Annotated in this window: 14 protein-coding genes; 10 read left to right on the forward strand and 4 right to left on the reverse strand. The window is 68.1% G+C overall.

Annotated features, from left to right (window positions below):
* Nucleotides 1-142: 142 nt before the first annotated feature.
* The 4 genes from E0H50_RS03700 to E0H50_RS03715 all read left to right on the forward strand — a co-directional run bounded on the left by E0H50_RS03700 (nt 143) and on the right by E0H50_RS03715 (nt 4,143).
* The gene (locus E0H50_RS03700; RefSeq protein ID WP_131284654.1) at nt 143-1,180 is read left to right on the forward strand and encodes a hypothetical protein; all 1,038 of its coding nucleotides are present in this window, start codon (nt 143-145) and stop codon (nt 1,178-1,180) included.
* Nucleotides 1,180-2,229, forward strand: coding sequence for a hypothetical protein (locus E0H50_RS03705; protein WP_131284656.1), 1,050 nt, complete (start codon nt 1,180-1,182; stop codon nt 2,227-2,229). The genes E0H50_RS03700 and E0H50_RS03705 overlap by 1 nt, the downstream gene beginning before the upstream one ends.
* Before the next feature lie 3 nt (nt 2,230-2,232).
* The gene (locus E0H50_RS03710; protein WP_131284658.1) at nt 2,233-3,252 is read left to right on the forward strand and encodes a hypothetical protein; all 1,020 of its coding nucleotides are present in this window, start codon (nt 2,233-2,235) and stop codon (nt 3,250-3,252) included.
* A gap of 69 nt (nt 3,253-3,321) precedes the next feature.
* Nucleotides 3,322-4,143, forward strand: a complete 822-nt coding sequence (locus E0H50_RS03715) for a siderophore-interacting protein (protein WP_131284660.1) — start codon at nt 3,322-3,324, stop codon at nt 4,141-4,143.
* On the opposite strand, the gene E0H50_RS03720 is transcribed toward E0H50_RS03715, so the two are convergent.
* The 3 genes from E0H50_RS03720 to E0H50_RS43365 all read right to left on the reverse strand — a co-directional run bounded on the left by E0H50_RS03720 (nt 4,140) and on the right by E0H50_RS43365 (nt 6,263).
* Nucleotides 4,140-5,087, reverse strand: coding sequence for a hypothetical protein (locus tag E0H50_RS03720; RefSeq protein WP_131284662.1), 948 nt, complete (start codon nt 5,085-5,087; stop codon nt 4,140-4,142). The genes E0H50_RS03715 and E0H50_RS03720 overlap by 4 nt on opposite strands.
* Before the next feature lie 144 nt (nt 5,088-5,231).
* Complete coding sequence (locus E0H50_RS03725) at nt 5,232-5,906, reverse strand: PrsW family intramembrane metalloprotease (protein WP_131284664.1); 675 nt, start codon at nt 5,904-5,906, stop codon at nt 5,232-5,234.
* A 216-nt stretch (nt 5,907-6,122) separates the two neighbouring features.
* Entirely contained in the window at nt 6,123-6,263 is a 141-nt protein-coding gene (locus E0H50_RS43365) for an antitoxin VbhA family protein (RefSeq protein WP_202867992.1), read from the reverse strand.
* Nucleotides 6,264-6,368: 105 nt separating this feature from the next.
* Here E0H50_RS43365 and E0H50_RS03735 point away from each other — a divergent pair, with 105 nt between their 5' ends.
* Together E0H50_RS03735 and E0H50_RS03740 are read left to right on the forward strand one after the other, a co-directional pair.
* Nucleotides 6,369-7,289, forward strand: coding sequence for an aminoglycoside phosphotransferase family protein (locus E0H50_RS03735; RefSeq protein WP_420323231.1), 921 nt, complete (start codon nt 6,369-6,371; stop codon nt 7,287-7,289).
* A 12-nt stretch (nt 7,290-7,301) separates the two neighbouring features.
* Nucleotides 7,302-7,760 carry a group II truncated hemoglobin gene (locus tag E0H50_RS03740; protein WP_131284667.1) on the forward strand — a complete coding sequence of 153 codons (459 nt, stop codon included), beginning with the start codon at nt 7,302-7,304 and terminating at the stop codon, nt 7,758-7,760.
* Between the two features lie 28 nt (nt 7,761-7,788).
* Here the strand turns inward: E0H50_RS03740 and E0H50_RS03745 are convergent, their stop codons facing one another.
* Nucleotides 7,789-8,442: a hypothetical protein gene (locus tag E0H50_RS03745; RefSeq protein ID WP_131284669.1), complete on the reverse strand. Its 654-nt coding sequence runs from the start codon at nt 8,440-8,442 to the stop codon at nt 7,789-7,791.
* Between the two features lie 120 nt (nt 8,443-8,562).
* Between E0H50_RS03745 and E0H50_RS03750 the strand changes: the two genes are divergently transcribed.
* The 4 genes from E0H50_RS03750 to E0H50_RS03765 all read left to right on the forward strand — a co-directional run bounded on the left by E0H50_RS03750 (nt 8,563) and on the right by E0H50_RS03765 (nt 13,987).
* Nucleotides 8,563-9,618 carry a quaternary amine ABC transporter ATP-binding protein gene (locus E0H50_RS03750; RefSeq protein ID WP_131284671.1) on the forward strand — a complete coding sequence of 352 codons (1,056 nt, stop codon included), beginning with the start codon at nt 8,563-8,565 and terminating at the stop codon, nt 9,616-9,618.
* The gene (locus E0H50_RS03755; protein ID WP_131284673.1) at nt 9,618-11,579 is read left to right on the forward strand and encodes an ABC transporter permease; all 1,962 of its coding nucleotides are present in this window, start codon (nt 9,618-9,620) and stop codon (nt 11,577-11,579) included. The genes E0H50_RS03750 and E0H50_RS03755 overlap by 1 nt, the downstream gene beginning before the upstream one ends.
* Entirely contained in the window at nt 11,576-12,532 is a 957-nt protein-coding gene (locus E0H50_RS03760) for an ABC transporter substrate-binding protein (RefSeq protein WP_131284675.1), read from the forward strand. The genes E0H50_RS03755 and E0H50_RS03760 overlap by 4 nt, the downstream gene beginning before the upstream one ends.
* An 87-nt stretch (nt 12,533-12,619) precedes the next feature.
* Complete coding sequence (locus E0H50_RS03765) at nt 12,620-13,987, forward strand: ATP-binding protein (protein ID WP_131284677.1); 1,368 nt, start codon at nt 12,620-12,622, stop codon at nt 13,985-13,987.
* Nucleotides 13,988-13,992: the final 5 nt, after the last annotated feature.

Raw genomic sequence — 13,992 nt, forward strand, 5'->3', positions numbered from 1 at the left:
GGTGAGTTACTTACCGGTTAACAGTCGGCTCCCGGAAGTTGAACCACGGGCTCGTGGCAACCGGTCTACACACCGCGACCCGATCGCGCATACCTGGGCCGAAATGCTTGGAAGCGGCCTGTACCGCTGTCACCCTCAGTGCATGAGAATCGGACGAGTGCTCGCGGCGCTACTCGCCGTACCCCTGGCCGGCCTGCTGCCGGTCGGTTCTGCGCAGGCCGACCCGGATCCGGACCTGACGATCTCTCAGGTCGTCCTGGACCGCACCTCGGTCGCGGTCTCCGGGCTGAACACCTACCCGATCAACGTCACCGTCAAGGGCGGCTACTCCGGCGAGGACACCAGCGTCGTGCTGAACGTCGTCCTGAAGCGCACCGGCGGCACCGGACCGCGCGACAGCATCGTGTCCGCCGATCTCAAGCTGACCGCCGGGACGGTCCAGAACGGTACCTGGACCGGCCGGCTCAACGTCGCGTCCACCGCGAACGGCACGTTCAAGGTGACCGGCGTGATGACCGGTCCGTACGGCGCTCCGGACCCGGGGACCCCGGTCGACCCGACGCCGTACTCGGGCCAGACGATCACGGTGAAGGGCACGAACCTGCCGAAGATCACCGCCTCGGTGAATCCGAAGGTGGTGCCGTGGGACAAGCCGTACTCGATCACCTGGGCGGTCACGAACACCGCGACCGGCAAGCCGTACGGCACCCAGATCCCGATCGGGCTCGGTGTCGACACGCCGTGCGCCGAGGGCGGCAGCCCGATGTACAAGACCGGGACGAACGGCCTGATCACCAAGTCGTACACCGCGTACGACGGCGGCGCGATGAACTGCGCGCACATCTACGCCGACCCGTACTACATCGTCGGCCAGTGGCTGTTCGTCGCGCACCCGGCGATCGTGTCGGCGGTCCCGTCGAAGACCAGTGCGCCGGTCGGGACCGTTGTCCCGGTCAACGGTTCGGTCTACCGCGTGGGTAGTTGCTCTGTGCATCTGCAGCGGCTGTACGGCGCCTCGCAGTGGCGGACCGTCAGTTCGGCATCGGTGCGGCAGTCCGGGCGGTTCACGGTCAACGCGCAACCGTCGTACCAGGGCCTGATTCCGTACCGGGTCTACTTCCCGACCTGCTACAACATCGCCGCGGGCGTCAGCAAGACGTTCTACATCCGAGGAACCTGATGAAGCGAAACCGAGTTCTCGCTGCGCTGCTCGCGGCACCGCTGCTGCTGGCCCTCTTCCCGGCCGCGGCCCAGGCCGCCCCTGATCCCGACCTCAAGATCGACTCGATCACGCTGAACAAGACCAGCGTCGCCGTCAGCGGGCTCAACACCGCGCCGGTCACGGTGACGGTCAAGGGCGTCTTCGACACCGGCTCGTCGACCGACGAGAAGGTCCCGGTGAACGTGCTCCTCGAACGGACCGGCGGCACCGGCCGGCAGCGGGTCCTCTGGTCCACGAACCTGGTTCGCAACACGGCGGCCGGCACCTGGACCGGACCGCTGAACGTCCCGTCGACGGCGAACGGCACGTTCAAGGTGACCGGCGTGATGACCGGCCCGTTCTTCCCGGGCAGCGGGAGCATGACGGACCCGACGCCGTACTCCGGCCCGTCGCTCGCGGTCACCGGGACGCATCAGCCGAAGATCACCGCGTCGGTGTCCCCGAAGGTGGTGCCGTTCGGCTCCGGGTTCAAGATCACCTGGGCGGTGACCGACGCGCAGACCGGCAAGCCGTACGGCAGCAAGGTCCGCGTCGTCCTCGGCACCGACAACATCTGCGCCGAGAACTTCGGTCCCGGCTACACGCACCTGACCAGCACCAGCGGCGTGGTCACCAAGTCCTACGCGGCGTCGGACGCCGAATGGGTCAACTGCCTCATCCTGCCCGGAAACCCGGCGTCGATCGACGGTCAGGGACTCGTCGTCGCGCGGCCCGGCATCGTGACCGCGACACCGTCGAAGACCAGCGCACCGGTCGGCACGATCGTGCCGGTGAACGGCGTCGTCGCAGGAGCACCGTCCGCGTGCAAGGTGTACCTGCAGCGGCTGTACGGCGCCACGCAGTGGAAGACGGTCAGCCCCGCGGGCAACATCCGGTCGTACAGCGGAAAGTTCACGCTCAACGCGCAGCCGGCGTACAAGGGTCTGATCCCGTACCGCGTCTACTTCCCGAAGTGCTACAACTACCAGGCCGGCGTCAGCAAGGCCTTCTACATCAAGGGGACCTGACCCATGCGACGCGTGCTGGCCGCCCTGCTCGCGACACCTCTGATGGCCTCACCGCTGGTCGCGCAGGCCGCGCCGGATCCTGATCTGCACATCGAGTCCGTGACCTTGAACAAGACCAGCGTCGCCGTCAGCGGACTGAACACGGCCCCGATCATGGTGACGGTCAAGGGAAAGTACGACGCCAACGCGAACACCCCGGTGAACGTGATCCTCGAACGTACCGGCGGCTCCGGCCAACTGTCGCAGATGCTGTCCACCAATCTGGTGCGCAACGAGGCGGCGGGCACCTGGAGCGGACCGCTGAACGTCCCGTCGACGGCGAACGGCACATTCAAGGTCATCGGGCTGGTCACGGGGCCTTTCTTCCCGCCCAGCCCGCCGATCTACGACGTGACGCCGTACGCCGGCCCGTCCATCGCGGTGACCGGGACGCACCAACCCAAGATCACCGCCGTGGTCACGCCGAAGGTCGTGCCGTTCAACCAGCCGTACTCGATCAAGTGGGCAGTCAGCGACGCGCAGACCGGCAAGCCCTACGGCACCCGGGTCCGGGTGTTCCTCGGCACGAACAGCAGTTGCGTCGAGTACTTCGGTCCGCGCTCCACGAACCTGACCGACACCAACGGCGTCGTGACGAAGGCGTACCCAGGTGTGTCGATGGCACCCATCACCTGCCTGCTGCTCCCGGGCACTCCGGACGCGATCGGGTGGCTCTCGTTCGTCCCGGCCCGTCCGGGCATCGTGTCCGCGGCTCCGTCGAAGCCCAGCGCACCGGTCGGCACGCTCGTTCCGGTCAACGGGTCGGTCCAGGGCCCGCCCTACAGCTGCCCGGTGCACCTCCAGCGGCTGTACGGCGCCACTCAATGGCGGACCGTCAACTCCGCGACGGTGCGGCAGTCCGGCCGGTTCACGGTCAACGCGCAACCGGCGTACAAGGGGACCATCCCGTACCGGGTCTCCTTCCCCAGGTGCCGCAACTACCAGGCCGGCGTCAGCAAGGTGCTCTACGTCCGCGGGACCTGAGCCTTGGGGCGGGTGGGTTAGGCTTACTTAGGTTCACCTAACTTACCCGCCCGAGAGGACCGTGGTCGCGTGACCAGCCCCGCACCCCGCCGTAATCGCGTCTGCAAGCGCGCCGTCGTCCTGAGGACCGAGCGGATCACCCCGCACATGATCCGGGTCGTGCTCAGCTCCGACGACTTCGCCGACAACGGCTTCACCGACCATTACGTGAAGCTGCTGTTCTGCAAGGACGGCGTCGAGTACCCGGAGCCGCTGGACATGGGCGTGGTGCGGGAGACGTACCCGGCCGAGCACTGGCCGACCATGCGGACCTACACCGTCCGCAGTTGGGACGAGGCGACGCGGGAGCTGACCATCGACTTCGTCCACCACGGTGACGAGGGCGTCGCGGGTCCGTGGGCGGCGTCCGCGCAACCGGGTGACGTGCTGTGGTTCAACGGCCCCGGCGGTGCGTACTCGCCGGACGAGGCGGCCGACTGGCACCTGCTCGTGGGTGACGAGAGCGCACTGCCGGCCATCGGCGCCGCGGTCGAGCAGTTGCCGCCGGGTGCGCGCGCGACGGTTCTGGTCGAGGTGGCGGACGAGACCGAGGAGCAGAAGTTCGGCGGCTCGGGCGAGACCGACGTACGGTGGTTCCACCGCGCGACCGCTGACGGCGAGCGCGGTGACGGACTGGTCGCGGCCGTCGAGGCCCTCGACTTCCCGGACGGTACGCCGCACGTGTTCGTGCACGGCGAGGCCGGATTCGTCTTCCGGATCCGCAAGAACCTGTTCCAGGACCGTGGACTCGGCCGGGACCGCGTTTCGTTGTCCGGCTACTGGCGGCTCGGCAAGAACGAGGACGGCTGGCAGGCGGAGAAGGCTGAGACCGCCCGCCAGCAGTCTTCCTAGAGCCCTCGGATGTAGAACACCCGGCTGACACCGGCCAGGTAGCGGTTGCACTTCGGGAAGTAGACGCGGTACGGGATCAGACCCTTGTACGCCGGTTGCGCGGACACCGTGAAGCGTCCGCTCTGGCGCGTCTTCGCGGTGCTGACACCGCGCCACTGCGAGGCGCCGTACAGCCGCTGGAGGACGACCGGGCAGAAGGCCGCCGGGCCGAGCACGCTGCCGTTGACCGGCACGATCGTGCCGACGGGCGCGCTCGTCTTCGACGGCACGGCCGACACGACGCCGGGCCGGATGACGGCGAGACCGAGACCGGTGATGTCGAGCGGGGTGCTCTTGATCCGCAGGCAGTTGATCGACTCGCCGGCACTGGACGGGTACGAGTAGGAGATCAGGCCGCCGGTCGTCGTCAGCACGTTGATCCCGCCGGCTTCCTCGGCGCACTGGTTGTCGACGCCGAGCATGGCCCGGAGGCGGGTGCCGTACGGCTTGCCGGTCGTGCGGTCGGTGATCGCCCAGGTGATCGTGTAGTTCGGGCCGAACGGCACCACCGGCGGCGTCACCTTGGCGGTGATCTTCGGCTGGTGCGTGCCGGTGATGGTCAGCGTCGGACCGTCGACCGGGGTCGGGTCAGGCAGCATCCCGCCCGCCTGCCAGGTGAAGAACGGGCCGTACGAGACGCCGTACACCTTGTAGGTCCCGTTCGCTGTCGACGGGATGTACACCGGGCCGGACCAGACGCCGTTCTGCACCGTGCCCGAGGTTCGTGGCAGATCTGTCGACAGGAGCTCGGTCATCGGGCCGGTCCCGCTGATCCGCTTGATGTAGACGAGCAGGACCAGATTCTCGTCGTCCGGGCTCGTCGTGTTGTATTTCGCGGCGACGGTCAACTTCACCGGGACGGTGTTCAGCCCGGATACCGCGATCGTCGTTCGGTCAGCTGTCACGCTCGTGACCGTCAATTTTGGGTCCACCGCAGCTTCAGCTGCTGTGATCCCAGTCCCCACCACTGCCGACGCCAGAAGCGCCGCAACCACTCTGTGCCCCCACATATCAGCAGAGTGACACCCGGCGACGTACCTGCCTAGACCTCAACCACCGCGGCGCTCGGTCAGTACGTCGATCAGCGTGCCGGCCTGGTTGGTGGGGAGGACCCAGTCCTCGCCGTTCGCCTGCAGAATCACGGCCGGGCCCTGGCTGGCGACCGCATGCGTCACGGCGATCGGGAACTTCAGCCGCTCCGAACCGGAGAGCGAGAACTCGTACGTGCCGGTGATCGCGGTCAGTGGATACGTGCGGAACTGATGATCGGCGCGCGGCACCGGGTGCGACTGGACGGTGACCGAGTCCGCCCCGACAAGGACAGCGGCGAGCGGGATGCCACGGAGCCGGAAGACCAGTTCGTACGGCGTACCCGCGAGCTCGGGCACGAACGGGACCAGCAGCGCACGGTCGGCCGCCCGCGCCAGCGCCAGTCCCCCGATGATCCCGAGGATCAGACCGGGCAGCGCAAGAATCGCCGGCCACCAGACCCCGACCGCCAACGGAAACAGCGTCACCATCAGCCCGGTCAGACCGCCGAACAACCCAGCAACGCCGAGCCACCACCGCGGCTGATGCCGATGCCGCCGCCGCAACACGAACCCGGTCACCAGCATCGCGACCGGCACGACACACCCGATCCACGCCGCCGGCGAGCCGGTCACCGCGATCAACGCGACCACCACCAGCAGCGCTACCGGGATCCCGAGGTAAATCGCCGTCACGATCCGCTGAACCCGCCGAAGCCTGCTCTCCACGGCAGAACCCAAGCACAACTCTGGCGAAGCGCCTACTGGCGACCCGTCCTCAGCCCAGCTCGGGAGACTGCCCGGGGCGCCCCCGGGACGAGCTCCCGCGCCGGGCAGCGGTGCTGCTTCCCGGTTGGGTGGTCCGGGTCGGCGCCTCGCTCGGATCGAGCCCGGCGACCCGGCGGGCCTCCTTCAACTCCGGCGAGCGGCGGCGTGGGCTCGGCGGAGGTACTCGTCATCATCGATCAGGCCGCGGGCGCGGTCGACGAGGTTCTCGACGTCCGCTCGGTTCGGTTCCCAGCCTTCGTGCCAGATGTTCGCGAGTGATTGCACGACGGCACGTCACTGGTTGTCGTCGAGCGGGGCGAACAGCTCGGGCCAGCGCTGCTCGATGTCCAGTTCGTCGGCCATGCCGCCAGTCTACGAAAATCGGGGCGCATCGAGCTCGAATCACCTACTGTGCCGAGGGTGATCGAGATTCCCGCGAAGCTTGTCCGGAATCACAAGGAGAGTGCGCCCGACTGGCTGGCCGGGCTGCCCGGGGCGGTCGAGCGGTACGTCGACGAGTGGCAGCTGACCGTTTCCGGGGACCCGTTGAGCGGTGAGGCTTCGCTCATCCTCCCCGTCGTACGGCGGGACGGGACCGCGGCGATGCTCAAACTGCAGAGCGTCAACGACGAGTCCGAGAGCGAGGCGCTCGCGCTGCGGACCTGGAACCACGACGACGTCGTCGAGGTGTACGAGGACGACCCGGAGACGTCGACGCTGCTGCTGGAACGCCTCGAGCCCCGGACCCTCGACGATCTGCCGGACGACGTCGAGGCGACCCGGATCCTCGCCGAGCTGCTGACCCACCTGATGGTCGTCCCCGCCCCGCCCGGCATCCGCCACCTCTCCGACATCGCCGCCGGAATGATCGAGGACGCACCGCGGCTGATCCCTCGCCTGTCCGATCCGGCCGAGCAGGCGCTGGCCTGGCGGTTCGTCGCGCAGGTGACCGAGCTGCTGCCGGAACCCGGGGACCGCCTCCTGCACTGGGACCTGCACTACTACAACGTGATGGCTGCCAGGCGGCAGCCGTGGTTGGTGATCGACCCGAAGCCGCTGGCCGGTGACCCGGCCTTCGAACTCATGCCGGCGGTGTGGAACCGCTGGGACGACCTGGTGGCGACCGGCGACCTCTCGCAAGCGATCCGCGACCGGTTCGACCTGATGCTCGAGGTGACCGGCATCGACCGGGATCGTGCGCTCGGCTGGACGGCGGGGCGGATCCTGCAGAACGTGCTGTGGTTCACCGCAGACGGCGATACCCGGATCGAGGACGAACTCGCGGCGGTGTCCGCGGCCCTGTTCGTGTGATTACATGATTACGTGACTACTCCGACGTTGTACGAGTGGGCCGGCGGGCACGAGGCGCTGCGCCGGCTGACCGAGGTGTTCTACCACCGAGTGCTCGAGGACCCGATCCTCGCACCCGTCTTCGCGCACATGAGCGAGAACCACCGCGAGCACGTGGCGATCTGGCTCGGCGAGGTGTTCCGCGGCCACAGCCGGTACACCGACGAGCTCGGCGGCTACCCGGCGATGCTGTCGCACCACCTGAACCTGAAGCTGACCGAGGAACAGCGGTCGCGCTGGGCCGCCCTGATCGCGAGCAGCGCCGACCCCGCCGGCCTTCCGGACGACCCCGAGTTCCGGTCCGCGTTCGTCGCGTACGTCGAGTGGGGCACGCGCATCGCGCTGGCGAACTCCCAGGCCGGTGCGACCCCGCCGCCGAAGGCCCCTGTTCCGCACTGGGGCTGGGGCGAGGCGCCGCCGTACCAGCCCTGAGGCCGGCCCCTTGGATCAGCCCTTTGGATCAGTTCCGCGCTGCCCAGGTCCGGCGGACGTGACGGACGACGAGCAGTACGACGAGTGCTAGGGCGGCGAGGCCCGTGACGAGCCCCACGACGAGCGACACCACGAGTGCGCTGCCCAGCGCCCCGGCTACGATCCCCGCCAGGGCGCCCACCAGAACGGCGACGATCACGCTCACGAGCAGTGCGATGCTCGACAGGTACTGCGTGGCCGGGACCCGCGTCCGCCGGGCGCCGTACGTCCGCATCACTCCGGCGATGTCCTCCCCGTGCCCGGTGACGAAGTACTTCTCGAGCTCGGGCGCGATGTCCAGGTAGCCGCGCCGGAGCCGGTTCATCCCGGCCACCACCTCGACGTCCTCGGCGTTGAGCTGGACGAGCCGGATCACCGTCGCGATCCCGATGATCACCAGCACCGGGATGATCAGCAGCGCGAAGACCCGGAAGCCGGCCCCGAAGTCGGTGCTGTCCGCGACGAGTGCGAGGGCGACAACCGCCGCCGAAACTACCGTGACGAACCAGCTGGCACGGCTGAAGCTCTCACTCCACGCCAGACTCCGGGTGGCCAGCAGGCTCCAGTGCTCCGTGGACAGGATCTGTGCGCGCACACCAGGCGGAGTGGGCTCGTCGGGCTTCGTGGTCTCCTCGTCGGGCATATCAGCCTCCTCGCGATCCGTCTGGTCAGTCTTGCGGACGGTAGGGGCTTCGGCGAACTGGAGGTTGGGTAGAGTCCCGGTTCACGTTGTGTCTGCCAGCGGGGATGCGAGGGTTTACAAGTGACCGCTCAGCTCGAATACCCCGACATCCAGGATTCTGACGCGCTGCTGTCCGTGCAGGGCCTGTGGAAAGTGTTCGGACCGAAGGCCCAGCGGGTCCCGCACCGGCCGGAGCTTGCGGGGCTCGACCGGGCGGACCTGTACGCGAAGACCGGCTGTACGGCGGCTGTTCGCGATCTGAGCTTCGACGTCGCACCCGGTGAGGTGTTCGTCGTGATGGGGCTGTCCGGTTCGGGGAAGTCCACGCTGGTCCGGTGCCTGACGCGGCTGATCGAGCCGACAGCGGGGCGGCTGGTGTTCGAGGGCGAGGACCTGCGCGCGGCCGACGAGAAGCGGCTGCGCGCACTGCGGCGGAGCAAGTTCTCGATGGTGTTCCAGCACTTCGGGCTGCTCCCGCACCGCAAGGTGATCGACAACGTCTCGTACGGCCTGGAGATCCGCGGCGAGAGCAAACCGGACCGGCGGCGCCGTGCCCAGGAGGTCATCGATCTGGTCGGTCTGGCCGGCAACGAGCACCTGTACCCCGAGCAGCTGTCCGGCGGCATGCAGCAGCGCGTCGGCCTGGCGCGGGCGCTCGCCAACGATCCCGACGTACTGCTCTTCGACGAGCCGTTCTCCGCGCTCGACCCGCTGATCCGGCGTGAGATGCAGACCGAGGTGGTGCGGCTGCATCGCGAGGTCGGCAAGACGATGGTGTTCATCACCCACGACCTGTCCGAGGCCCTGAAGCTGGGCGACCGGATCCTGTTGATGCGGGACGGCGCCGCGGTCCAGCTCGGCACCGGCGACGAGCTGGTCGGGGCGCCGGCCGACGACTACGTGCGCGAGTTCGTCCGCGACGTCCAGCGCGCCGACGTACTCACCCTGCGCTGGATCGCCCGGCGGCCGCGCGACGGCGAGCCGCTGGACGGACCCGAGCTCGGTCCGGACGTTCTGGTCCGCGAGGCGACCCGCCTGGTGCTGGAGGCCGACCGGCCGGTCAAGGTCGTCTCGAACGGCACGCTGCTCGGTGTGATCGGTGACGAGGAGATCCTCGCCGTCGTCGCGGACAACTGATGGCCGCCATCACGAGTGACCTGGAAGTCGAGGTACGCCGGCCTCGGCGGAGCGTGGTCGTCGGCGTACTGCTCGTCGTGTGGGTCGCGGCGTACTTCGTCCTGCGCGGGATCGACACGCTCGTCCTCGGCGGGCAGGAGACCACCTCGCTGCATCGCTGGCTGACCGAGCACCGCGACGACGTCGGCCAGGGCAACGCGTTCTTCGATGCGATCCGGATCGTCGTCGACCACTTCGTCGTCCTGCTGCAGAACCTCATCTCGCAACCGTCGTTCGACCGTCCGGTCCCGGTGATCGGGTGGCTCGGCGTGGTCGCGATCGCGGCGTACTGCGCGTGGGCGTTCGGCAACTGGAAGGTCGCCGTACTGACGGCCGCCGGGCTCGGCTTCGTCGGGTTGCAGGGGTTGTGGCAGGAGAGCATGGACACGCTCGCGCTGACCGTCGCGGCTGTGCTGCTGTCGTTGCTGGTCGCGATCCCGCTCGGTATCTGGGCCGGCCTGTCGAACCGGGCGTTCCGGGTCGCGACGCTGGCGCTCGACCTGATGCAGACGCTGCCCACGTTCGTGTACCTCGCGCCGCTCACGCTGTTCTTCGCGATCGGCCCGGCCGCGGCGACGATCGCCACCTTGATCTACGCGGCGCCGCCCGCGGTCCGGCTGACTGCGCACGCGATCCGCTCGGTGCCGCCGGAGAGTGTCGAGGCCGCGCGCTCGCTCGGCTCGACCCGCGGCCAGACCTTGCTGAAGGTCCTGCTGCCGATGTCCCGGTCGACCGTTGTCGTCGGCATCAACCAGACCATCATGGCGGCGCTGTCGATGGTGACCGTGGCCGCGCTGATCGACGCGCCCGGCCTCGGCCAGACCGTGCTGAAGGCGCTGCAGACGCTCGACGTCGGCGTCGCATTCAACGCCGGGCTCGCGATCGTGGTGATCGCGATCGTCCTCGACCGTGTGACGACCGCAGCGGGCGACCGGCCGTGGCGTACGGCGAGCGTGCGGCGCAAGGTGCTCCTCGGCGCGGGTGCCGTCGCGGTGCTCGTGGCGGTCTGGTTCTCGCGCACGTACGTGTGGGCGGCCGAGTTCCCCTCGGACGTGAACGTCGGTTCGCGGATCGCCGTGGTCGCGTCCGACGTGACCGCGTGGGTGCAGGACGTGTTCGGCGGGTTCACGTACGGCGTGCGGGACGCGGTCACCATCGGCCTCCTGAACCCGCTCGAAGGGCTCCTGACCGGGTCGCCCTGGTGGCTCGTCAGCGCGGTCGTCGTCGCGCTGGCTTTTCTGCTCGGCGGCTGGCGAGGTGCCGTGCCGGCGGCGGTCTGCCTGGGGTTGCTGGTCGCGACCGGCGTGTGGCAGGACAGCATGGTCACGCTGGCGTCGACGTTGCTCGCGACCGTCGTGGTCGTGGCCGTCGGCCTCGCGCTCGGTGTGTGGGCCGGGCGGAACCACCGGGTCGACATCTGGATCCGGCCGGTGCTCGACGCGGGGCAGACGATGCCGCCGTTCGTGTACCTGGTGCCGTTCCTGGCGTTGTTCGGGACCAGCCGGTTCACCGCGATCGCGGCCGCGGTGGTGTTCGCCGTACCGGTGACCACCAAGATCGTTGCGGACGGCATCAAGGCGGTGCCGGTCGTGACTGTGGAGGCGGCGAACTCGGTCGGGTCGAGCACCTGGCAGGTGATCAGCAAGGTGCAGCTGCCGGTGGCGCGGCGGGCGATCACGCTCGCGGTGAACCAAGGGCTGATCTACGTGTTGTCGATGGTGGTCTGTGGTGGCTTGGTCGGTGCGGGCGCTCTCGGGTACGACGTGGTCGCGGGCTTCGCGCAGAGCGAGCTGTACGGCAAGGGGCTGGCCGCCGGGCTCGCTATCGTCCTGCTGGGCGTCATGCTCGACCGCATCACGCAGGCAGCTGCCCGGCGTACTCAGAATTTCCAGGGTGTCCAAGGTAGAGGAGACAAGCGGTGAAGAAGCTCCGGTACGCCGGTGTGCTGACGGCGGTCGCGCTCGCGGTCGCAGGGTGCGGCGGCGAGAAGGTCGGCTCACAGCCGCAGCCGAGCGCCGGTAAGGAGTGCGGCACCTTCAACCTGACCGTGAGCCCGTGGGTCGGGTACGAGGCGAACGCCGCCGTGGTCGCGTACGTCGCGACCAAGGACCTCGGCTGCAAGGTGGTGAAGAAGAACCTCAAGGAGGAGATCGCCTGGCAGGGGTTCGCCACCGGCGAGGTGGACGTGAACCTGGAGAACTGGGGCCACGAGGACCTGAAGAAGAAGTACATCGAGACCGACAAGGTCGCGGTCGAGGCCGGGTCCACCGGGGTCAAGGGCGTGATCGGCTGGTACGTGCCGCCGTGGATGGCCGCCAAGTACCCGGACATCACCGACTACAAGAACCTCAACAAGTACGCCGCGCTCTTCAAGACGTCGGAGTCCGGCGGCAAGGGGCAGCTGCTCGACGGCGACCCGTCGTACGTGACGAACGACGAGGCGCTGGTGAAGAACCTGGCGCTGAACTACAAGGTCGTGCAGAGCGGCAGCGAGACCGCGCTGATCCAGGCGTTCCGCGACGCGGAGAAGAACAAGCGGCCGTTGCTCGCGTACTTCTACGAGCCGCAGTGGTTCTTCAACGAGATCAAGCTCGTGAAGGTCAACCTGCCCGCATACAAGGCCGGCTGCGACGCGGTCCCGGCGAAGATCGCCTGCGACTACCCGCCGTACGACCTCGACAAAATTGTCTCGAAGAAGTTCGCCGACTCCGGCAGCCCGGCGTACGACCTGGTCAAGAACTTCCAGTGGACCAACGAAGACCAGAACGCCGTGGCCCGGATGATCGCCGTCGACAAACTGACCCCCGACCAGGCCGCCGAGAAGTGGGTCAAGTCCAACGAGTCAAAGGTCAACACCTGGCTCGGCAGATCGTAACCAGATGTAGTGGGACTCTCACTAGAACGATAGTACAAGCTGGTTGTGATACAACTAATTTGTACTACGAAGATCTAGGGAGATGCAGTGGACGCCATCGTGGGTCGCCGCGCCGAGCTGGGCGAACTGGAACGCGCCTGGAACCGGGCTCGGCGCGGCGAACCTCAACTGGTGGCGCTGTGGGGCAGGCGCCGGGTGGGCAAGACCTACCTGCTGACACATTTCGCCGACGGCAAGCGCACGGTGTACTTCACAGCGACCCGGCAGGACAGCGAGGAGCGGCAGGTCGCACGGTTCGCCGCCGCCGTCGGCGAGCAGTTGGGCGAGGACACGGCGGATCTGATGGGCGGCGGCTTCACCGACTGGGAGGCCGCCCTTCGCTTCGTGCTTCGGATCTCGGTCGACGACCCGTTGCTGGTGGTACTCGACGAGGTCCCGCGGTTGCTTGCCGGGCGTCCCGACTTCGCCGACCTGCTGTCCGCGGTCTGGGAAGGCCGGTCCAGCGGCAGCCGTATCCTGCTCGCGCTGAGTGGCTCGGCGGTCTCGGTCATGGAGCAGATGCTGGGACCGGACGGCGGACTACACCGTCGTCCGACGATCGAGCGTCGCCTTGATCCGTTCTCGTTCGTCGACGCACGAGCGTTTCAACCACAGTTGCCTGCTGCCGACTATGTTCAGGCCTATGCGGCCTGCGGCGGATATCCACTGCATCTCCAGCGGTGGCAGCCTGAGTTGAAGCCGGCGGCGAACCTGCGTCGGTTGGCCTTCGAACCCGGCGGGATGCTTCTGCGGGACGCGATGGACATCCTGAGTGAGGATCTCGACTGGCGCGGTGGCTACGAACGCGTTCTCGCCGCCCTCGGATCGGGCGTACGGCGGAGATCGCGGATCGCGAGTCGTGCGCAGCAGCGAATCGACTACACCCTCGACCGACTGCGCCGGGCCGGATACGTGCGGGCGACGCGCCCGCTCGGCGCGGCGTCGAGCGCGGACCCCCTGTACGAGATCGCCGACCCCTACCTGGCCTACTGGTTCGCGGTCCTGCGGGATGACGCCGATCTTGTCGAAGGTGGCCAGGGGGAGGCGGTTCAGCAACGGGTGCAGGGTCGTTGGCAGTCTCACCTCGCCCGCGTGTTCGAGGAAGCCGCGCGGGATCACGCCATCCGGCTTGTCCAGGCAGGCGAACTTCCGGCAGGTACGACAGTCGGAAGGTGGTGGCGTGATGAGGTCGCCGAAGTAGACGTTCTCGGACTCCTTGACGGGCAGACCCGGCTTCTCGGCGAGGTCAAGTGGCGCGAAGGCGGTCCGACTCCTCGTGACCTGCACGCTCTCGTCGGCAAGGTGGCGTACCTTCCGCCCGCACACCCGGATCTGGAGCAGGCATTCTGGACACGGAGCGGCGGCACATCAGTCGATGGCCGGGTGCGTCACTACACGGCTGCGGACATGGTCTGAGTTCG

Origin of the sequence: Kribbella sindirgiensis, assembly GCF_004331435.1 — a bacterium.
GTDB lineage: Bacteria > Actinomycetota > Actinomycetes > Propionibacteriales > Kribbellaceae > Kribbella > Kribbella sindirgiensis.

Excerpts from the sequence above, each read along its gene's own strand:
- E0H50_RS03705 (WP_131284656.1), top strand. The coding sequence starts at position 1,180 with ATGAAGCGAAACCGAGTTCTCGCTGCGCTGCTCGCGGCACCGCTGCTG.
- E0H50_RS03755 (WP_131284673.1), top strand. The coding sequence starts at position 9,618 with ATGGCCGCCATCACGAGTGACCTGGAAGTCGAGGTACGCCGGCCTCGG.
- E0H50_RS03745 (WP_131284669.1), bottom strand. The coding sequence starts at position 8,442 with ATGCCCGACGAGGAGACCACGAAGCCCGACGAGCCCACTCCGCCTGGT.
- E0H50_RS03700 (WP_131284654.1), top strand. The coding sequence starts at position 143 with ATGAGAATCGGACGAGTGCTCGCGGCGCTACTCGCCGTACCCCTGGCC.
- E0H50_RS03710 (WP_131284658.1), top strand. The coding sequence starts at position 2,233 with ATGCGACGCGTGCTGGCCGCCCTGCTCGCGACACCTCTGATGGCCTCA.